The organism is Neorhizobium galegae (assembly GCF_017877135.1).
GTDB lineage: Bacteria > Pseudomonadota > Alphaproteobacteria > Rhizobiales > Rhizobiaceae > Neorhizobium > Neorhizobium galegae_A.
Genome location: NZ_JAGIPH010000006.1, coordinates 111,192 through 131,019 on the forward strand (window position 1 = coordinate 111,192; position 19,828 = coordinate 131,019).

Genomic DNA, 19,828 nt, shown 5'->3' on the forward strand with positions numbered 1-19,828 from the left:
TGTTCAGGCGCGTCTTGCGACGAAATGGCCTGTCTCAATCTCCTCGTGAAGGAGAATGGCGGGTTCCTCGCCGACCTTGTGGACCGGGTTGGGAATGTCTCCTTCGATCAGCGCGCCGCGGCGTGCGCGGGTCGGATCGGCTACCGGCACGGCCGACAGAAGGCGGCGGGTATAGTCATGCTGCGGGGTTTCAAACACCTGGGCGCGGCTGCCCATTTCCATGATCTGTCCGAGATAAAGCACCGCCACCCGATGACTGATCTCTTCCACCACGGCCATGTCATGGCTGATGAACAGATAGGAGAGGCCGCGTTCGGCCTGCAGATCCATGAACAGCGCGATGATCTGCGCCTGGATCGAGACATCGAGCGCCGACAGCGCCTCGTCTGCGATGATCAGCTTCGGATCACCGGCCAGTGCGCGGGCAATGGCAACGCGCTGGCGCTGGCCGCCGGAAAATTCGTGCGGGTAGCGGTCTGCATGGGCCGAGGTGAGGCCCACCCGCTCCAGAAGCTCATCAACACGGCGGCGCACGGCCTGGCCGGAGAGAATGTCATGGGTGTGGATCGGCTCGGCAATCGAAAAGCCCACGGTCTTTCGCGGATCGAGCGAGGCAAACGGATCCTGAAAGATGTATTGCACATCGCGGCGCAGGTGAAACCGTTCCGCCGCCGACATTTTCGACAAGAGCTTGCCCTGAAAGGCGATGTCGCCCGAACGGCTCGTCTGCAATTGCTGGATGGTGCGTCCGATCGTCGATTTGCCCGAGCCGCTTTCACCGACCAGCGCCAGCGTTTCGCCCGGATGGATGTCGAAGCTCACCTTGGACACCGCGCTCAGCCGGTGCGTGACCGTGCCGAACAGCGTGCGGCGGATATCGAAGGTGACGGAGAGGTCCTTCACCGTGAGCAGCGGCTTTTGGTCGTAACGGGCCGTGTCCTGTACGCGCTCTTCGCCGACCAGAACCGGTGCGCCATCCTGGAGGACGGTGAGCGGCATGCGCTTGGGAAACGGCTCGCCCGCCATGCTGCCAAGGCGCGGCACGGCGGCCAGCAGCGTGCGCGTATAGGGATGCTGCGGATTGGCGAAGATCTCGGCGACAGGGCCTTCCTCGACCTTTTTGCCCTTCCACATGACAACGACGTCATCAGCCATTTCCGCCACCACACCCATGTCATGGGTGATGAAGATCATGCCCATGCCAAGCTCGGCCTGCAGATCGCGCAGGATGGTGAGGATCTGCGCCTGGATGGTGACGTCGAGCGCCGTCGTCGGCTCGTCGGCAATCAGCAGCTTTGGCCGGCAGGCGAGCGCCATGGCAATCATCACCCGCTGCCGCATGCCGCCGGACAACTGGTGCGGATAACGCTTCAGGAGTGCAGCGGAGTCCGGCAGGCGCACCATGTCGAGCAGGCGGCGCGCTTCGGCATCCGCCTCTGCCTTGCCGATGTTTTCATGCAGCAGCAGCACTTCGCAGATCTGGTCGCCGATGGTGAAGACCGGGTTGAGCGAGGTCATCGGCTCCTGGAAGATCATGGCGATCTCCTTGCCGCGAATGCTGCGCATGGCCTTTTGCGACAGTGTGAGCAGATCCTGTCCGCCAAACCGGATGTGCCCTTGCGCAAATTTCGCCCCCATCATGTCGGCAAGCCGCATGATGGAAAGCGATGTGACGGACTTGCCCGAACCGGATTCGCCAACGACCGCCACCGTGCGGCCGGGGGCCACGGAAAAGGAGAGATCTTCTACAACCCGGTTGCCGGAAAACTCGACGCTGAGGTTTTCGATGGCAATCAGCGGCAATGCACTCGTTTCGGTGATCGGTGTCATGTCAGCGCCTCCGGCAAAACGTCAGCAACGGGGGTGGAAGAGGAAACAGGCCGGATATGGCCGAGAACGGCACCGGCCGGCTGGAAGGTGCCGGCTTGGGCGGTGATGGAGAGAATGCCGGCCTGCGTTGCGGTGACCGTGGTTTCCATCTTCATGGCGTCCATCATGGCAACCACGGTTCCCTTTTCCACCGCGTCACCATCAGAATGGGTCCAGTGGACGAGATTGCCGGGCACGGGGGCGAGAAGCGCCGTCTCGTCGGGCCGGGCCGCAGCAGGCTCTGCTGCCGTTGCAACACCCCCTCCCCCGAAGCGCGCAAGCAAGCTCTGAGGCAGGCGAAGCGCCACGCGCTTGCCGTCGATCTCGACATGCCCGGAGAGCATGTCTTCGCCGTCATCAGGTTCCGGCCGATGCTGCGTCTCAAGTTCACCGGCAAAATCGGTCTCGATCCAGCGGGTGTGAACGTTGAACGCGCTGCCGGCAAAATCCGGATGGGCAAGCACTGCGCGGTGGAAGGGCAGAACGGAGGGCACGCCGTCGATCTGAAACTCGGCCAGCGCCCGACGCGCACGCGCAATCGCCGTGGCGCGATCCGGCCCCCAGACGATGAGTTTTGCCACGAGCGAATCGAACATCGGCGCGACATCCGAGCCGCTTGTCACGCCCGCATCCAGCCGCACGCCGGGGCCGGAGGGTGGAATAAACGCCTTGATCTTGCCGGCAAAGGGCAGGAAGCCGCGGGCGGGATCCTCGATATTGATGCGAAACTCGATGGCGTGGCCGCGCGGCTCCGGCATCTGCGTCGCCGTCAGCGGCTTACCCTCGGCAATGCGGAACTGCTCGATCACGAGATCGAGCCCCGTCGTTTCCTCGCTCACCGGATGCTCCACCTGCAGCCGCGTGTTGACTTCGAGGAAGGAGATGAGGCCATCGGCGCTCAAGAGGAATTCCACGGTGCCCGCGCCGACATAACCGGCGGCCTTGCAGATATCGTGCGCGGCATTGTGGATAAGGTGGCGCTGCTCCGGCGACAGGAAGGGTGCCGGCGCTTCTTCCACCAGTTTCTGGTTGCGCCGTTGCAGCGAGCAATCGCGCGTGCCGACGACCAGAACCGAACCGTGCCGGTCCGCCAGCACCTGCGCCTCGATATGGCGGGGACGGTCGAGGAACTGTTCGACATAGCATTCGCCGCGCCCGAATGCGGTGAGCGCCTCGCGGGTAGCGGAGTTGAACAAGTCTTCCACCTCGTCCAGATGGCGGGCGATCTTCATGCCGCGCCCGCCGCCGCCATGGGCCGCCTTGATGGCAATCGGCAGGCCGAATTTTTTGGCAAAGGCCAAAGCGTCGGCTGAATTGGAGATCGCGCCATCGCTGCCGGCCACCAGCGGTGCGCCGACCTGGCGGGCAATCTCGCGCGCTTTCAGCTTGTCGCCGAGCGCTTCGATGACATCCGGGTCCGGTCCGATCCAGGTGAGGCCGGCGGCCATGACAGCGCTGGCAAATGCGGCATTTTCCGACAGGAACCCATAGCCCGGATGCACCGCATCGGCACCGGCGCGCTGGGCAACGGCAATCAGCTTGTCGATGGCAAGATAGCTGTCCTTCGGGCTTGAGCCTTGGAGGGCATAGGCCTCGTCGGCCATGGCAACGTACGGCGCGTCAACATCGGCATCGGCATAGACGGCAATGCTTGTCAGCCCGTAATCGCGGCAGGCCCGGATGATGCGCACGGCGATTTCACCGCGATTGGCAATCAGCACCTTTTTCATCACGGCTGTCCTTGCAGGAAATGGGGAGCAAAGGGGGCGGCAGCGCGAAAGCGGATGCGCGCGCCAGGCGGGATCTGGCCGGCAAGATCCAGATGATGGCTGGCCACATTGCCGATCACGGGATAGCCGCCGGTCAGCGGATGATCGACGAGGAAGAGCACCGGTTGGCCGCTCGCCGGCACCTGGATGGCGCCGCGCAGCGTTGCCTCGCTCGGCAGTTCGCCGGTCACCTTGCGCTCCAGCGCCTCGCCTTCAAGCCGGATGCCGACGCGGCTCGATTGCGCCGATACAGCCCATTCCTGCGACAGAAAGCGCGTAACAGAGGCTTCGGTGAACCAGTCGGTCCGTGGCCCGAACACGATATCGAGCGTGACCACCTCGCCCGCGCGCGGCATGACGAAGGCAGGGGTTTCGGCAAGGGCAACGGGGCTGCCGTGGGACGCATCGGCAATGCCGATCACCTCACCTGCCTTCAACGGTTCAGGGCCGATCTGCGCCAGCATGTCGGTCGATCGGCTGGTGAGAACCGGGGCGATATCAAAGCCGCCGCGCAGGGCAAGATAGGCGCGAAGGCCGGCGGTGGCGCTCGAGAGGGTGACGCTGTCGCCCTCCTCCAGCGCCACGGCGGCGTGATGCGGCGCTTTGATGACACCGCCGGCGGCCGTGGTGATGGTGATCTCCACCAGGGCGCCTGCAACGGCCATCACGCCCTGCCCGCGCATGCGGAAGGAAAAGCCGCCAAGCGTGATTTCGAGCGCCGCGGTCTCTGCCGGATTGCCGACGAGACGGTTGGCCGCCTTGAGGCTTTCCCGGTCGGCAGCGCCGGAGCGGCTGATGCCCTGGGCGACAAGCCCTGCGCGGCCAAGATCCTGAAACAGAACCGGAAGCCCGACGTGCAGAACCTCGATGGCATTCGCAGGCTGGGCACCCGGCGCTGTCGCGCGCTTCGAAAACGAGGTCTCGCGCCCGCCCCCCTGGACGGCGTAGGCGGCGTTCTTTGCCATATCGACGAAACGCACCCGCTGGCCCGGCTGCAGGAGTGCCGCCGGCTGGCGGTCGATATCGAAGAGGGCAAGCGGCGTGGTGCCGATCAGCTGCCATCCGCCCGGGCTTGCCTTCGGATAGATGCCGCTGAAGGCACCGGCGAGCCCCACCGAGCCTGCCGGCACCAGCGTGCGCGGCGATTTCCGGCGCGGCACGACAAGACGCGGATCGCCCTCGGCGAGATAGGCAAAGCCCGGCGCAAAGCCTGTAAACGCCACCAGATAGTCATGGCCCGTATGCCGGCGCACGACCTCCTCGGGAGACATGTTCAAAACTTCTGCGACGTCCGAGAGATCCTCGCCATCATAGCGCACGGGAATTTCGATGCAGGCGCCTGCTCCAGAATTGGTCTCGGCGATGTCGAGCCCGCGGAGGGTGGTTGCAAGGGCCTCAAGCGACAGCAGAGCCGGATCGAACTCGATCATCAGCGTTCGCGCAGCCGGAATGATCTCGCGGATGCCGGCCAGGTTTTCACGGCACAGCGCATCGTAAAGCGCAAGCGTCTGCTTCAGATCGGCAAGCTCCAGCAGCACCGAGCCATGGCGCATCGGCAAGATGCGCCACGCACCCACGCTCTCCGCCGACGTTTCCAGGGCCGGACACACGCTCATGCGGCATCCGCAAAGGCGGCAATGGCAAGACCTGCCTCGGTCAGACGAAGCCGAAGACGGCGCGCGATCTCGACCGCACCGGGGCTGTCGCCATGGACGCAGATGCTGTCGGCCGCAATAGTGGTCAGCGTTCCATCAACGGAGAGGATCGTGCCGTCGCGCACCAGAGCGATCATCCGTTCGGCCACCTCTTCGGGATCATGCAGCACGGCACCGGGCAGGCGACGCGACAGCAGCTGCCCGTCTGCCGTATAGGCGCGGTCGGCAAAGGCTTCGGCGACGACCCGAAGGCCGGCGGCGCGCGCCTGCTCGACGAGCGGCGAACCGGCAAGCGCCATCAGCACCAGATCCGGGTTGACTGCCTTGATGGCGGTGATCACGTCTTCCGCCTGACGGGCATCCACGGCAATGGTGTTGTAGAGCGCGCCATGCGGCTTCACATAGGTGACGCGGGTGCCGGCGGCGCGCGCAAGTCCCTGCAGCGCTCCGATCTGGTAGATCACGTCGCCGACCAGCTCTTCGCTTGAGGGATCCATGTTGCGGCGGCCAAAGCCTGCCAGATCCCGATAGCCGACATGGGCGCCGATGGCGACGTGGCGGGCGGCCGCTGCCTTCACGGTCTTCAGGATGCCGGCCGGATCGCCGGCGTGAAAGCCGCAGGCAATATTAGCGCTCGTCACCACGTCCAGCATGGCCGCATCGTCGCCCATCGTCCAGGCCCCGAAACTCTCGCCGAGATCGCTGTTGAGATCGATTGTACGCATGTGAAGCTCCCCCGGGCCAAGACCACAGAACGCTAGCAAAGGAGAACAATCATGTCCAGAGTGTTGAACAATATTTACACATTGCCCTACATGTAATCAAATGCCATTCTGTTGTGCAGTGCATCACACTGCGCAGGCGCTTTCCTGTTGCTGTGGCCTCCCGTTCGCGCCTATGGCTGTGGAACATGCCGATTCCAGCAGGGCGGAAGAGCCCGGCAGGGAGAGACGGGGACGGGGCAGTTGAAGACGGACCAGGGCAGCGCAAGTCGGGTCAGGGCGGATCGGGACGAGATGAAAATACTCAACGCGGCACACAACGCGGCAAATGAGGCGCAATCGACCATTGTCCAGACGCTTGCCGAAACGGTGGCGGACCGGATCCGTGAACAGGTGGTGTCCGGCCGCCTGACGCCCGGCAGCCACCTGTCGGAACTGGCGCTCAGCGAAGAAATGCAGGTGTCGCGCAACACGCTTCGCGAGGTGTTTCGCCTGCTGACCAAAGAGGGGCTTCTGCGCCACGAGGCCAATCGCGGCGTCTTCGTCGCCACCCCCAGCATGGCAACGATCATGGACATCTACCGGGTGCGCCGGATGATCGAATGTCCGGCCCTTTCACAGGCGCATCCCAGCCACCCGAGCGCCAAGAAGATGCGCGCCGCTGTCGATGCGGCCCGAACCTGCCGCAGCACGCAAGACTGGCTCGGTGTCGGCAGCGCCGACATCGCCTTTCACGCCGCCGTGGTGGAACTCGCCGACAGCCCGCGCCTGTCGGCCTTCTTCTTCGAAGTCTCGCTGGAACTGCGCCTCGTCTTCGGCCTCTTGCGCGATCCCGAATTCCTGCACGCCCCCTTCATTGACCAGAACCTGAAGATCCTCACCGAATTCGAGGAGGGACAGGCGGCAAAGGCCGCAGACAGCATGGAGACCTATCTCAACCAGGCCGAACGGTTCATCCTCGGCGCCTATGGCAGGCTTGCGCCCCGCAGCAGCTGAGCAGCGGCCCCATTCGAACTCACAACGGACCATGAGCCGGCCCGCTCCACGACAGTGAGAGACCGCACCTTTTGCGAGGAAACAGGCTTGCCAAGCATGCTGCGCTGCGGCATCACTTCTCTATGCGAGCCCCCGACCTCACCATTCTTGTGATCGATGAAAATGCCGTGCGCGCGGCCATCATCGAGGAAGGCTTGCGCGAGGCGGGGCATCTGCGCGTCACCGTCGCCCACGAGATGACCGGCATTGCCCGCACCATCGAGACGCTGTCGCCCGATGTGATCATCATCGATATCGAAAACCCCAATCGCGACATGATGGAACACCTGTTCCAGCTGACGCGTACCGTCTCGCGCCCGATCGCCATGTTCGTCGATCGCTCCGATACGGCCTCCATCGAGGCGGCGGTGGATGCGGGCGTGTCTGCCTATATCGTCGACGGGCTGCGCAAGGAGCGGGTGAAGCCCATCCTCGACATGGCCGTCAGCCGTTTCAACGCCTTCAGCCGCCTGCAGCGGGAACTGGCCGAAGCGCGCAGCCAGCTTGGCGAGCGCAAGGTGATCGAGCGCGCCAAGGGTATCCTGATGAAGATGCGTGGCCTGTCGGAAGAAGAAGCATTTGCGCTTCTGCGCCAGACGGCGATGAACGAGAAGAAGAAACTGGCCGACATCGCCCAGAGCGTCGTGACGGCAGCGGGGTTGCTGCTGTGATTGAACGATCGGGACATGCGGGAGCGGGTGACATGGCAACGAAGGTGGAAGACATCGGCGCACCGGCTGGCCCGGCCATCCTTGCCGGGCGCGAGCAGCGCGTGCTGCGCGCCGGCTTCATTCCGCTGATGGATGCCTCGATCCTGATTGCCGCGCTCGAGGCCGGCTTTGCCGCGCGCGAGGGCCTGACGCTGGATCTGGTGCGGGATGTCTCCTGGGCCAATGTGCGCGACAGGCTGGCCTTTCGCCAGTTCGATATCGCCCATATGCTCTCGCCCATGCCGGTTGCCTCCATGCTCGGCCTCGGCTCCAACCCCTCGCCCACCATCACGCCGTTTTCGCTGGGGCGCGGCGGCAATGCGATCACGCTCTCCACCCGGCTCTTTGCCCGCATGCAGGCGCTGACGGGGCTTGGCGAGCAGGCCTCGGCGCTCGAAAATGCGCGGGCGCTTTCCGCCGTCGTTCAGGATATGCGTGAGCGGCGCGAACAGCCGCCGACACTTGGCATGACCTATCCCTTTTCCTCGCACAACTACGAATTCCGCTACTGGCTGGCGGCCGGCGGCATCGATCCGGATCGCGACGTGAAGCTGGTCGTGGTGCCCCCTCCCCTCACCTCCGATGCATTGGCGGCCGGCGCCATCGACGGCTTCTGCGTCGGCGCACCGTGGAACATGGTGGCCTGCGAGCGTGGTGTCGGGCGCATCGTCGCGGCCAAACAGGATATCTGGCCCTCGGCACCGGAAAAGGTCATCGGCATGCGGCCCGACTGGGCCGAGGCGAATGCAGACACTGTCTCGCGGCTGATCGTGGCGCTCGATGCCGCCGCACGCTGGTGCGACGATGCCGACAACCATGACACACTCGCCGACATGCTGGCGGGGCCGCGATATATTGCAGCCTCCAAGGACATCATCCGCCATGTGCTCGCCGGCGAGTTTAGCCTGGATGCCAAGGGCAACCGCCGGGTGATCCCCGATTACTTCCAGTTCCACCGGCAAAGTGCCAACCTGCCGCGCGAAAATCAGGCCCTGTGGATTTTCAGCCAGATGATCCGCTGGGGCCAGACCGGCTATGGCGAGCAAGCGCTTGCCAAGGCAAAAAGCGCGTTTCGCCCGGATCTCTATCGGTCGGCGCTCGGGGCTGACGCTGCGCCAGTCGATGGCGGCGAAGGTCTTGAGGGTGTCGCGGACAACGACCGTTTCATGGACGGCCATGTTTTCGATCCGGCGCGAATGCAGGAATACGTCGCGGGCTTTGCCGTCAGAAGCGGTGGGGCTGCGGGGAGTGATCAGCAGGATTTTTGAGCGCGTGACTGGTGAGCGTGACCGCTGACCTTGCGCTCGCGGTTCACCCCCCTCTGCCCTGCCGGGCATCTCCCCCTCAAGGGGGGAGATCAGCTGGAAACGGGGTCTCGATCCCCGGAAATCAAAGTGTCTGCCGAACAGGCACCAATCCGCGTTTTGGCGCCCGCCCGGCGGCGGCAAGATGTGTACGTGGGACTGCGGCATGAACCCACGCTGATCTCCCCCCTTGAGGGGGAGATGTCCGGCAGGACAGAGGGGGGGGTAAGGCTAGATGCGGCGCCACCCGACCAATTGTGACCGCGGCATGAACCTCGGGCTGATCTCCCCCGCGTGCAAGGGCTATCGCATATGGAGAAAGTCCCCTCCCAAACCCTCCCCACAAGGGGGAGGGCTTAACCCGGCCGCAGCTTCTGCTGCGGGAACGGGACGCTTGCCGCATCGTATCTCCCCCCTTGTGGGGGAGATGCCCGGCAGGGCAGAGGGGGTAAAACGGCAAATGTAACGTCACCAGCCCGCTCCACTAGGCCAAATCCATCTGCGCCGCCCCTCCCACTGCCCATTTCCCGTGCGGCATGTTTTAGGCAATTGCAGCATATGCCCGCAATTTATGCAGGCTTGACGCGAATGCTGCCGCGGATTAACGACGGATATTTTCCAGAAGAGCCAGTTCTTTCAGCCAGATAGATAATTACCCATGCAACTGGCACGGCCTTTGCATTGATTAACGCATCCGGTCAACGGCGACCGGAGACAAAGAACGCTCCAGACCGCGTTCACCAGAGACACCGACGTCGCTTGGTTTTTGCAACCCATGGGATTTTGCCTGTGGCGCGCATCATACCGGGCGGCGTTTTTTTGTTTTTCCGCATCTCCGTCACCGAAAAAGGGGAACAGCATATGACGAAGACGACAGGCAGAGCGTTGAGCCGCCGCGGAATTTTGAAGACGACCGCAGCCGCAGGCTTGATCGGCGCGGTCCGCATGGCCTTTCCCTCAGGCGCCTTTGCCGCAGGAACCGGCCCGGAAGTGAAGGGCGTGAAGCTTGGCTTCATCGCGCTCACCGATGCCGCACCCTTGATCATCGCGCAGGAGAAGGGCCTGTTTGCCAAGCATGGCATGCCGGACGTCGAAGTGCTGAAGCAGGCCTCCTGGGGGGCGACGCGCGACAATCTCGTGCTCGGCGGCGCTGCCAACGGCATCGATGGCGCCCATATCCTGACGCCGCTGCCCTATCTGATGTCGACCGGCAAGGTGACGCAAAACAATGTCGCCGTGCCGATGTCGATCCTCGCCCGCCTCAACCTCGACAGCCAGGGCATTTCGGTTGCGAAGGAATATGCATCGACCGGCGTGCAGCTGGATGCTTCCAAGCTGAAGGCGGCCTTTGCCGCCAAGAAGGCCGCCGGCAACGAAATCAAGGTCGCGATGACCTTCCCGGGCGGCACGCATGATCTGTGGATCCGCTACTGGCTCGCCGCCGGCGGCATCGATCCGGACAAGGACGTCTCCACCATCGTCGTGCCGCCGCCGCAGATGGTGGCGAACATGAAGGTCGGCAACATGGATGCCTTCTGTGTGGGCGAGCCGTGGAACGAGCAACTGGTCAACCAGGGCATCGGCTTTACCGCCTGTACCACCGGCGAGCTGTGGAAGGGCCATCCGGAAAAGGCGCTGGGGCTTCGCTCCGAATGGATCGAGAAGAACCCGAATGCCGCCCGCGCCCTGATGATGGCCGTGATGGAAGCCCAGATCTGGGCCGACAGCATGGACAACAAGGAAGAGATGGCCGCCATTTTGGGCAAGCGCCAGTGGTTCAACGTGCCGCCGAAGGATGTGGCCGGGCGCCTGAAGGGCACCATCAATTACGGCAATGACCGTGTGGTGGAAAAGTCCGGTCTCGAGATGAAGTTCTGGAAGGACCACGCCTCCTATCCCTTCAAGAGCCACGATGCCTGGTTCCTCACCGAAAACATCCGCTGGGGCAAGTTTGCGCCAGACACGGATATCAAGGCGCTGGTCGACAAGGTGAACCGCGAGGACATCTGGCGCGCTGCCGCCAAGGATCTCGGTGTCGCTGCTGCCGACATCCCGGCCAGTTCCTCGCGCGGAAAAGAGACCTTCTTCGACGGCAAGGTTTTCGATCCGGACAATCCGAAAGCCTATCTCGACAGCCTGACAATCAAGGCAAGCGCCTGAGGCTGCCCCTCACCAGGCTGGCGCCCTTCTAAGGAGACCCCCTCTGGCCTGCCGGCCATCTCCCCCACAAGGAGGGAGACCCAACGCGGCAGGTGTTCGGTTCCTGCCGTAGAGCGGGCGCCGGGTTAAGCCCTCCCCCTTGTGGGGAGGGTTTGGGAGGGGACTTTCTTCCATGCAAAACCCCTTCTCCCCCTTTGCGGGGAGAAGGGGCCAAGGGATCGAGACAGCCCGAAACCACCCGATGACCTGTGACTGATCCTGATAACTGCGCCCGAGAGGACCACATCATGACCGCAACAGCCCGCAAGGCCGAGACCGAGATGACGGCCAAGACCATGGCAAAGGCAGCGGCCGGCACAAGCGGCACCGTCGTTGCGCTGTCGCGCCGTCCGGCGCCCAAACTCAACCTGAAGCCCGTGGCGATGGCGCTGCTGCGCAATGTCGTGCCGCCGCTCGTGGTGCTTCTGGCGCTGCTCGGCATCTGGCAGATTGCCTGTTCACATCCGGGCGCCAACCTGCCTGCCCCGTCGCAGGTGTGGAGCGAGAGCTATGACCTCATCGCCCATCCCTTTTTCAACAATGGCCCGCAGGATATCGGTCTTGCCTGGCGCGTGCTGATCTCGCTGGAGCGTGTGGCGATGGGCTTTGGCCTTGCCGCCGTGGCCGGTGTTTTCCTCGGCGCCGTCGTCGGACAATCCGTCTGGGCCATGCGCGGGCTTGACCCGATCTTCCAGGTGCTGCGCACGGTGCCGCCGCTTGCCTGGCTGCCGCTGTCCCTTGCCGCCTTCCAGAATTCCAACCCTTCGGCAATCTTCGTGATCTTCATCACCTCGATCTGGCCGGTCATCATCAACACCGCTGTCGGCGTGCGCAATATCCCGGACGACTACCGCAACATCGCCCGCGTGCTGCGCCTCAATCCGCTGGAATTTTTTGTCCGCATCATGGTGCCGGCGGCCGCGCCTTACATCTTCACCGGTCTTCGCATCGGCGTTGGCCTGTCGTGGCTTGCCATCGTTGCCGCGGAAATGCTGACGGGCGGCGTCGGCATCGGCTTCTTCATCTGGGATGCGTGGAATTCCTCGCGCCTCACCGACATCATCGTGGCGCTCGCCTATATCGGCGTGACCGGCTTTGTCCTCGACAAACTGGTTGGCCTCGTCGGCTCGATCGTCACCCGCGGCACGGCCAAGAATTAAAGGAGACGACCCCATGAGCGCCTACCTGAAAATCGATCACGTCGACAAGAATTTCGAACGCGCCGGTACGAAGACTGAAGTGCTGAAAGATATTTCGCTTACCATCGACAAGGGTGAGTTCGTCTCCATCATCGGCCATTCCGGCTGTGGCAAGTCCACGCTGTTGAACCTCATTGCCGGGCTCACCCGCGTCTCGTCCGGCGCGGTGCTGCTTGACAATGCCGAGGTGAATGCACCCGGCCCGGAGCGCGCCGTGGTGTTCCAGAACCATTCCCTGCTGCCGTGGCTGACCGTTTATGAGAACGTCAATCTCGCCGTCTCCAAAGTCTTTGCCGGCAAGAAGACGCGCGCCGAAAAGCATGACTGGGTGATGCGCAATCTCGACCTCGTGCAGATGGCCCATGCCAAGGACAAGCGCCCGTCGGAAATTTCCGGCGGCATGAAGCAGCGCGTCGGCATTGCCCGGGCGCTGGCCATGGAGCCGAAGATCCTGCTGCTCGACGAGCCCTTTGGCGCGCTCGATGCGCTGACGCGCGCCCACCTTCAGGATGCGGTGATGGAAATTCACGCACGGCTCGGCAACACGATGATCATGATCACCCATGATGTGGACGAGGCGGTGCTGCTCTCCGATCGCATCGTGATGATGACAAACGGGCCGGCGGCCAGGATCGGCGAAGTGCTGGAGGTGCCGATCCCGCGCGGGCGCGACCGCATCGCGCTTGCCTCCGACCGCACCTATCTCAAATCCCGCGAAGCCGTGCTGAAGTTCCTCTACGAACGCCACCGCTTCGTCGAAGCCGCGGAGTAACCGACATGGCGGAAAAACTCGTTATCATCGGCAATGGCATGGCGCCGGGGCGCATGCTGGAAGAGCTGTTTGAAAAGGCGCCCGGCCTTTACGACGTGACGATCTTCAACGCCGAACCGCGCGTCAACTATGACCGCATCATGCTCTCGCCGGTTCTCTCGGGCGAAAAGGCATATAGTGACATCGTCATCCATGATGACGCCTGGTACGCCGCGCATGGCGTGACGCTGCACAAGGGCGCAAAAGTCACCGGCATCGACCGGCAGGCGAAAACCGTGACATCGGCAAACGGCATCTCGGCCGCTTACGACAAGCTTGTGATCGCCACCGGTTCCCTCCCCTTCATCATCCCGGTGCCCGGTCGCCAGTTGCCCGGCGTTCTCGCCTACCGCGATCTCGATGACGTGGACGCCATGCTGGAGATCGCCAAGGGCAAAGGCCGCGCCATCGTCATCGGTGCGGGCCTTCTCGGGCTTGAAGCGGCTTACGGACTGAAGCGACAGGGCATGGAGGTGACCGTCATTCACCTCAACCCGACCATCATGGACCGCCAGCTCGATCCGCCCGCCGCCTATCTTCTCGAAAAGGCGCTGAACGAGCGCGGCATCGAGATCATCACCAAGGCCAATACCAAGCGGATTCTCGGCACGGAAAAGGTTGAAGGCATCGAGCTGGAAGACGGCCGGGTGATCTTCGGCGACATGGTGGTCATGGCCGTCGGTATTCGCCCGGCTGCAGGTCTTGCCAAAGAGGCGGGGCTTGCCGTCAACCGCGGCATCGTGGTGGACGATGGCATGATGACCTCGGATGCCTCGATCTTCGCGCTTGGCGAATGCGCCGAACATCGCGGCATCTGTTACGGGCTCGTTGCACCGCTTTACGAGAGCGCGCGCATTCTCGCCCACCGGCTGACCGGCGGCACCGCCGAGTATCAGGGCTCCGTCGTCAACACCAAGCTCAAGGTTACCGGCATCAATCTCTTCTCCGCCGGCGATTTTGCCGAAGCGCCCGACCGCGAGGAAATCGTTCTGCGCGATGCCTCCGCCGGCATCTACAAGCGCCTTGTCCTGAAGGAAAACCGCATTATCGGCGCTGTGCTCTATGGCGAGACGGCGGATGGTTCCTGGTTCTTTGATCTTCTGAAGAAGGGCACTGATATCTCGCAAATGCGCGATACCCTGATTTTTGGCCAGTCCTACCAGGGGGGTGCCCCGCTGGACCCTATGGCGGCCGTTGCAGCCTTGCCGGATGATGCGGAAATCTGCGGCTGCAACGGCGTCTGCAAGGGCAAGATCACGGCGGCGATAACCGGCAAGGGCTTGACGACGCTGGACGGCGTGCGTGCCCACACGAAAGCTTCTGCCTCCTGCGGCAATTGCACCGGTCTTGTCGAGCAATTGATGGCACTGACGCTGGGCGACGCCTACAACCCTGCCGCCGTCACGCCGATCTGCACCTGCACCGAGCTTGGCCACGACGATGTGCGCCGCCTGATCAAGGCCAAGGGGCTGAAGACGATCCCGGCCGTGATGCAGGAACTGGAGTGGAAAACCTCCTGCGGCTGCGCCAAGTGCCGGCCGGCGCTCAACTATTATCTCGTCTCCGACTGGCCGGACGAATATGCCGATGATTACCAGTCGCGCTACATCAACGAGCGTGTCCACGCCAACATCCAGAAGGATGGCACCTATTCCGTCGTGCCGCGCATGTGGGGCGGCGTCACCAACGCGGCCGAACTGCGCGCCATCGCCGATGTCGTCGACAAGTTCGAAATCCCGATGGTGAAGGTGACCGGCGGCCAGCGGATCGATCTTCTCGGCATCGACAAGGAAGACCTGCCGGCCGTCTGGGCCGATCTCGGCAAGGCCGGCTTCATTTCCGGACAGGCCTATGCCAAGGGCCTGCGCACCGTCAAAACCTGCGTCGGCTCCGACTGGTGCCGCTTCGGCACGCAGGATTCGACCGGCCTTGGCATCCGCATCGAAAAGTTCATGTGGGGCTCGTGGACGCCGGCCAAGCTGAAGCTTGCGGTATCCGGCTGTCCGCGCAACTGCGCCGAAGCCACCTGCAAGGATATTGGTGTCATTTGCGTGGATTCGGGCTTCGAGATTCATTTCGCCGGTGCCGCCGGTCTCGACATCAAGGGCACCGACGTTCTGGGGCTGGTGAAGACCGAGGACGAGGCGCTGGAGCATATCGTGGCGCTCACCCAGATGTACCGCGAACAGGGGCGTTATCTCGAGCGCATCTATAAATGGGCAAAGCGCATCGGCCATGACGAGATCCGCTGCCAGATCATGCAGGATCCCGACCGCCGCCGCGCCTATTACGAGCGCTTCGTGTTTTCCCAGAAGTTTGCCCAGGTCGATCCATGGTCGGAGCGCGTCTCGGGCAAGGACAAGCACGAGTTCAAGCCGATGGCGACTGTGGGCTATGGCGAGGCGGCGGAATAGGCAAAGCAATACCCTCTCTGGCCTGCCGGCCATCTCCCCCACGAGGGGGGAGACTCGTTGCAGCACCGCTTCGTTTTCCGCGTGACGGTTCGGCACTGTGAGCCCCTCCCCCTTGTGGGGAGGGGTTGGGGAGGGGACTTCAACCAGGAGAAGCATCGCATGACCTTCATCGACATCGGCCATATCGACGACATCCCCCTTCGCGGCGCGCGCTGCGTGAAAACACCAAACGGCAAGATCGCCGTGTTCCGCACCGCCGAAAACGAGGTCTTTGCCATCGAGGATCACTGCCCGCACAAGAGCGGGCCGCTCTCCCAGGGCATCGTCCATGGCAAGGCCGTCACCTGCCCGCTGCACAACTGGGTGATCTCGCTGGAAACCGGACAGGCGCTGGGAGCAGACGAAGGGGCAGTCAAAACCATTCCGTTGCGCAACATCGACGGCCAGTTGTCGATCAGGCTGGAACAGCCGCTGATGGTGGCCGCGGAATGACGCGGATGCTGGCGCCGATGCGCCGTGGCGAAATTCTCGTCGGGCCGCCTGCCCTTCCCTACCCGCGGGTTTCGATTTCCTTGCGCGCGCAACTGGCCAGAAACGCCGAGCGGGTCAGGCCACGTCTGGCGGCTTCGTCATCAATTGCCTTCAACGTGCCGGCCTCGAATGTCACGTTGGCGCGCACCACGCGGCTGTCGTCTTCAATGAGCGGGATCCGCATGAGCACAGCCCCGAGACCAAGCTCCGCGCGGATATCATCTCGCGCCAGCAGCACCTCTATCGGAGTGGGATCGGGAAGCGTCTCATCCTCAGCCCACAGTCGCAGTGCTTCGACGGAATTGGAAACCAGATCGCTTTCCGCATCTGCTGCCGAAAACACGCCGGGCAGATCCGGAAAGCTCACGCCGAAGGCGCTGTCGGCTTCTTTGTGGACGAGGGCAATGTAATGGCGCATCTGGTCTATCCTTCCTCGATCCAGCCGGCCTGGCGCGCGATGGAGCGGGCCGTGCCGAGCGGAAGATCCTTCTTCGGGTGCGGAACGATGACCGTCCGCTCAGCCTTGCGCAGCTTGTGGTGTGAGCCGCGCACCGACACGACGACAAACCCTTCGTCCTTGAGACGCTGGATGATCTTTCGGCTGTCGCGTTCGGTCATCGATCAACCCAGTGCGCAATTATATACACATCCGCGAGCTTTCCGGCAAGGTCTACCTCAAGACCAGCATCGCCTTCAGCTTTCAACACTCGCAAGGCACAACCAGGATGTCTACTGAAACGCGCACCACCTGTCCCTATTGCGGCGTCGGCTGCGGGGTCATTGCAAGAGTGGAAGACGATGGTGCCGTCAGCGTGCGCGGCGATCCGGATCATCCGGCCAATTTCGGCAAGCTGTGCTCGAAGGGATCGGCGCTCGCCGAGACGATCGGGCTGGAGGGGCGGCTGCTTCAACCCGAAATGGACGGGAAGCCTACCTCCTGGGATGCCGCAATTGCCCGAGTGGCGGAGCGGTTTTCGACCGTGATTGCCGAGCATGGTCCGGACGCCGTTGCCTTTTACGTCTCGGGCCAGTTGCTGACGGAAGATTATTATGTCGCCAACAAGCTGATGAAGGGTTTTATCGGCTCGGCCAATATCGATACCAATTCGCGCCTCTGCATGGCCTCCTCCGTTGCCGGCCATCGCCGTGCCTTCGGGGCCGATACGGTGCCCGGTACTTACGAAGATCTGGAGCTTGCCGATCTCGTCGTGCTGGTCGGCTCCAACATGGCCTGGTGCCATCCCGTGCTTTTCCAGCGCATCGCCGCCGCCAAGGCGGCAAGGCCGGGAATGACGGTGGTGGTCATCGATCCGCGCCGCACGGCGACGTCCGATATCGCCGATCTGCACCTTTCCATCCACGCCGACGGCGACGTCGCGCTGTTCAACGGGCTCCTTGCCCATCTTGCCCGCACCGGTGCCGTCGACGAAAATTACATCGGCGCCCATACGCAGGGTTTCGCCCAGGCGCTTGCCGCCGCCGATCTTTCCATGGCCGATCTTATCACCGCAACCGGGCTTCCTGCCCTGCAGATCCGGCAGTTTTTCGAGCTTTTCGCCCGAACCGAAAAGGTGGTGACCTGCTATAGCCAGGGCGTCAACCAGTCTTCGGTCGGCACCGACAAGGTGAACGCCATCATCAACTGCCATCTGGCCACCGGCCGCATCGGGCGCCCCGGCATGGGGCCGTTTTCGCTGACGGGCCAGCCGAATGCCATGGGCGGACGCGAGGTCGGCGGACTTGCCAATATGCTGGCCGCCCATATGGCGATCGAGAACGCTGAGCACCGAGAGCGGGTCCAGCGCTTCTGGAGCGCACCGAGGATGGCTGAGAAACCCGGGATGAAGGCCGTCGAGATGTTCGAGGCGGTGGCAGACGGGCGCATCAAGGCGCTCTGGATCATGTCCACCAACCCCGTCGTCTCCATGCCGGATGCCGACCAGGTGAAGGCCGCCCTTACCGCCTGCCCCTTTGTGGTCGTCTCCGATATCGAGCGGACCACCGATACGACGCGCTTTGCCCATGTGCTGTTGCCGGCAACGGGCTGGGGTGAAAAATCCGGCACGGTCACCAATTCGGAACGGCGCATTTCGCGCCAGCGGCCATTCCTCCCCTCCCCCGGCGAGGCACGGCCGGACTGGTGGCAGCTTCAGGCGGTGGCGCAGCGGATGGGATTTGCGAAAGCCTTTGCTTACGATAGCGCGGCCGATATCTTTGCCGAACATGCCGCACTGTCCGCCTTCGAAAACGACGGCGAGCGCGATTTCGACATCGGCGCCCACGCCGACATCGGCGCCGAAGCCTATAGTGAGCTTACGCCATTCCAATGGCCGCAGCGCCAGGGGCAGCTAGCCTTCGACCGGCGCTTCTTCGCCGATGGCGGCTTTTTCCATGGCGATGGCCGGGCCCGCTTCGTGCCCACGCCGTCTGCCGTGCCGCAGCGGACGGAGGCTGATTTTCCGCTGGTGCTCAACACCGGTCGCATCCGCGATCACTGGCACACGATGACGCGAACCGGAAAAAGCGCCCGCCTCTCTGCCCATATCGGCGAGCCCTTCTGCGAGATCCATCCGCTGGATGCAAAGGCGCGCGGCATCAACGATGCAGATCTCGTGGAGATTGCCGCCTCCGGCGGAGGGCGCGTCACCGTGCGGGCGCTCCTCACTGAGCGGCAGCGCCGCGGCGCCGTCTTCGTCGCCATGCACTGGACGGAGGAGACGGCGTCCCCTGCCCGCATCAACGCGCTGGTTTCACCATGCACCGATCCGGTTTCGGGCCAGCCGGCGCTGAAACATGGCGCCGTTTCGGTGAAGCGCGCGGCGCCGGCTGCCTATGCCTTTGCCGTTTCGCACCAGAAGCCTCAGCCGCAGGGCGCGTCTTACCGGGCGCTCGCCAAGACCGAGGCGGGCTACCGGATCGAACTTGCCTTCGCCCAACCGATCGAGGACTGGGAGGCGTGGGCAAGGCAGAGCCTTGGCATCGGCACAGAGGCGACCGCCAGCGGCGCTATGGACCGCCATGGCAAAAGGACGCGGCTTGCCTTCTTCGCCGGGGACCGGCTGGTGGGTGCGCTCTTCGTCAGCCCATCTCCGGTTGAGGTCTCGCGCGCCTGGATCGTCTCGCAACTGGGCCAACCACAGCTTGATCCGGTCGAGCGCCATGCGCTTCTTGCCGGCCGCCCCGCCCTGGATCGGCCGGATCCCGGCGCGCTCGTCTGCGCCTGCTTCAACATCGGCGCAAACCAGATCGCGGGCGCAGTGAGAGCCGGGTGCTGCTCGGTGGAGGCGGTCGGGAAGGCCGTGTCGGCCGGCACCAATTGCGGCTCCTGCCGGCCGGAAATCCGCCGCATCGTTGAGAGTTTGCAGGTTCTGGCCGCCGAATGATCCGTGCGGAAATCATGGTAAACGGCAGGTTAACCGCACGGCCTCGCGACCATGATTCATGTCCGATAATTTTTCCGCGGGCTGAAGGTTATGCGGCAGGGCGGCCAAACGGACCTATGCTTTGCATGCGTTGATTTATAACACGGCCTTCAGGGACCGGGAAAGAAAAAAGCCAATTTTCTTGAACCACAGTCGACCGGGCGAACCGCCGAGCCAAGAGGGAGCGG

15 protein-coding genes are annotated in these 19,828 nt (G+C 63.4%); 9 read left to right on the forward strand and 6 right to left on the reverse strand.

Going from position 1 to position 19,828, the window contains the following annotated elements:
* Positions 1–3 precede the first annotated feature (3 nt).
* The 4 genes from J2858_RS17595 to J2858_RS17610 are packed head-to-tail and all read right to left on the reverse strand — an operon-like array spanning position 4 to position 6,018.
* Entirely contained in the window at positions 4–1,830 is a 1,827-nt protein-coding gene (locus tag J2858_RS17595; protein ID WP_210106138.1) for an ABC transporter ATP-binding protein, read from the reverse strand.
* Entirely contained in the window at positions 1,827–3,599 is a 1,773-nt protein-coding gene (locus J2858_RS17600) for an acetyl/propionyl/methylcrotonyl-CoA carboxylase subunit alpha (RefSeq protein ID WP_210106139.1), read from the reverse strand. The genes J2858_RS17595 and J2858_RS17600 overlap by 4 nt, the downstream gene beginning before the upstream one ends.
* A complete protein-coding gene (gene pxpB, locus J2858_RS17605; RefSeq protein WP_245366543.1) occupies positions 3,599–5,254 on the reverse strand; it encodes a 5-oxoprolinase subunit PxpB in 1,656 nt (551 codons plus the stop codon). The genes J2858_RS17600 and pxpB overlap by 1 nt, the downstream gene beginning before the upstream one ends.
* Entirely contained in the window at positions 5,251–6,018 is a 768-nt protein-coding gene (locus J2858_RS17610; RefSeq protein WP_210106140.1) for a LamB/YcsF family protein, read from the reverse strand. The genes pxpB and J2858_RS17610 overlap by 4 nt, the downstream gene beginning before the upstream one ends.
* 291 nt (positions 6,019–6,309) lie before the next feature.
* Between J2858_RS17610 and J2858_RS17615 the strand changes: the two genes are divergently transcribed.
* The 8 genes from J2858_RS17615 (at position 6,310) to nirD (ending at position 16,179) form a co-directional block, all read left to right on the forward strand.
* Complete coding sequence (locus J2858_RS17615) at positions 6,310–7,011, forward strand: GntR family transcriptional regulator (RefSeq protein WP_210106141.1); 702 nt, start codon at positions 6,310–6,312, stop codon at positions 7,009–7,011.
* 122 nt (positions 7,012–7,133) lie between these two features.
* Positions 7,134–7,721 carry an ANTAR domain-containing response regulator gene (locus J2858_RS17620; protein WP_210106142.1) on the forward strand — a complete coding sequence of 196 codons (588 nt, stop codon included), beginning with the start codon at positions 7,134–7,136 and terminating at the stop codon, positions 7,719–7,721.
* Between the two features lie 32 nt (positions 7,722–7,753).
* Entirely contained in the window at positions 7,754–9,028 is a 1,275-nt protein-coding gene (locus J2858_RS17625) for a CmpA/NrtA family ABC transporter substrate-binding protein (RefSeq protein ID WP_210106143.1), read from the forward strand.
* Between the two features lie 897 nt (positions 9,029–9,925).
* Positions 9,926–11,224 carry a CmpA/NrtA family ABC transporter substrate-binding protein gene (locus tag J2858_RS17630; RefSeq protein ID WP_210106144.1) on the forward strand — a complete coding sequence of 433 codons (1,299 nt, stop codon included), beginning with the start codon at positions 9,926–9,928 and terminating at the stop codon, positions 11,222–11,224.
* A gap of 287 nt (positions 11,225–11,511) precedes the next feature.
* The gene (gene ntrB / locus J2858_RS17635) at positions 11,512–12,423 is read left to right on the forward strand and encodes a nitrate ABC transporter permease (RefSeq protein ID WP_210106145.1); all 912 of its coding nucleotides are present in this window, start codon (positions 11,512–11,514) and stop codon (positions 12,421–12,423) included.
* A gap of 13 nt (positions 12,424–12,436) precedes the next feature.
* Positions 12,437–13,234, forward strand: a complete 798-nt coding sequence (locus J2858_RS17640; protein ID WP_210106146.1) for an ABC transporter ATP-binding protein — start codon at positions 12,437–12,439, stop codon at positions 13,232–13,234.
* 5 nt (positions 13,235–13,239) lie between these two features.
* Positions 13,240–15,687, forward strand: coding sequence for a nitrite reductase large subunit NirB (gene nirB, locus J2858_RS17645; RefSeq protein ID WP_210106147.1), 2,448 nt, complete (start codon positions 13,240–13,242; stop codon positions 15,685–15,687).
* A 159-nt stretch (positions 15,688–15,846) separates the two neighbouring features.
* Complete coding sequence (gene nirD, locus J2858_RS17650) at positions 15,847–16,179, forward strand: nitrite reductase small subunit NirD (protein WP_210106148.1); 333 nt, start codon at positions 15,847–15,849, stop codon at positions 16,177–16,179.
* 58 nt (positions 16,180–16,237) lie between these two features.
* Here nirD and J2858_RS17655 read toward each other — a convergent pair whose 3' ends face one another.
* The gene (locus J2858_RS17655) at positions 16,238–16,636 is read right to left on the reverse strand and encodes a type II toxin-antitoxin system HicB family antitoxin (protein WP_210106149.1); all 399 of its coding nucleotides are present in this window, start codon (positions 16,634–16,636) and stop codon (positions 16,238–16,240) included.
* A 5-nt stretch (positions 16,637–16,641) separates the two neighbouring features.
* Positions 16,642–16,836, reverse strand: a complete 195-nt coding sequence (locus J2858_RS17660; RefSeq protein WP_210106150.1) for a type II toxin-antitoxin system HicA family toxin — start codon at positions 16,834–16,836, stop codon at positions 16,642–16,644.
* 107 nt (positions 16,837–16,943) lie between these two features.
* Here J2858_RS17660 and J2858_RS17665 point away from each other — a divergent pair, with 107 nt between their 5' ends.
* Positions 16,944–19,601 (forward strand): nitrate reductase, encoded by a 2,658-nt coding sequence (locus J2858_RS17665; protein WP_210106151.1) that lies wholly within the window; start codon positions 16,944–16,946, stop codon positions 19,599–19,601.
* Positions 19,602–19,828 lie beyond the last annotated feature (227 nt).

Coding starts and splice junctions, on each gene's coding strand:
- J2858_RS17615 (WP_210106141.1), top strand. CDS start 6,310: ATGAAAATACTCAACGCGGCACACAACGCGGCAAATGAGGCGCAATCG.
- J2858_RS17630 (WP_210106144.1), top strand. CDS start 9,926: ATGACGAAGACGACAGGCAGAGCGTTGAGCCGCCGCGGAATTTTGAAG.
- nirD (WP_210106148.1), top strand. CDS start 15,847: ATGACCTTCATCGACATCGGCCATATCGACGACATCCCCCTTCGCGGC.
- ntrB (WP_210106145.1), top strand. CDS start 11,512: ATGACCGCAACAGCCCGCAAGGCCGAGACCGAGATGACGGCCAAGACC.
- J2858_RS17600 (WP_210106139.1), bottom strand. CDS start 3,599: ATGAAAAAGGTGCTGATTGCCAATCGCGGTGAAATCGCCGTGCGCATC.
- J2858_RS17665 (WP_210106151.1), top strand. CDS start 16,944: ATGTCTACTGAAACGCGCACCACCTGTCCCTATTGCGGCGTCGGCTGC.
- J2858_RS17595 (WP_210106138.1), bottom strand. CDS start 1,830: ATGACACCGATCACCGAAACGAGTGCATTGCCGCTGATTGCCATCGAA.
- J2858_RS17655 (WP_210106149.1), bottom strand. CDS start 16,636: ATGCGCCATTACATTGCCCTCGTCCACAAAGAAGCCGACAGCGCCTTC.
- nirB (WP_210106147.1), top strand. CDS start 13,240: ATGGCGGAAAAACTCGTTATCATCGGCAATGGCATGGCGCCGGGGCGC.
- J2858_RS17610 (WP_210106140.1), bottom strand. CDS start 6,018: ATGCGTACAATCGATCTCAACAGCGATCTCGGCGAGAGTTTCGGGGCC.
- J2858_RS17660 (WP_210106150.1), bottom strand. CDS start 16,836: ATGACCGAACGCGACAGCCGAAAGATCATCCAGCGTCTCAAGGACGAA.
- J2858_RS17640 (WP_210106146.1), top strand. CDS start 12,437: ATGAGCGCCTACCTGAAAATCGATCACGTCGACAAGAATTTCGAACGC.
- pxpB (WP_245366543.1), bottom strand. CDS start 5,254: ATGAGCGTGTGTCCGGCCCTGGAAACGTCGGCGGAGAGCGTGGGTGCG.
- J2858_RS17620 (WP_210106142.1), top strand. CDS start 7,134: ATGCGAGCCCCCGACCTCACCATTCTTGTGATCGATGAAAATGCCGTG.
- J2858_RS17625 (WP_210106143.1), top strand. CDS start 7,754: ATGGCAACGAAGGTGGAAGACATCGGCGCACCGGCTGGCCCGGCCATC.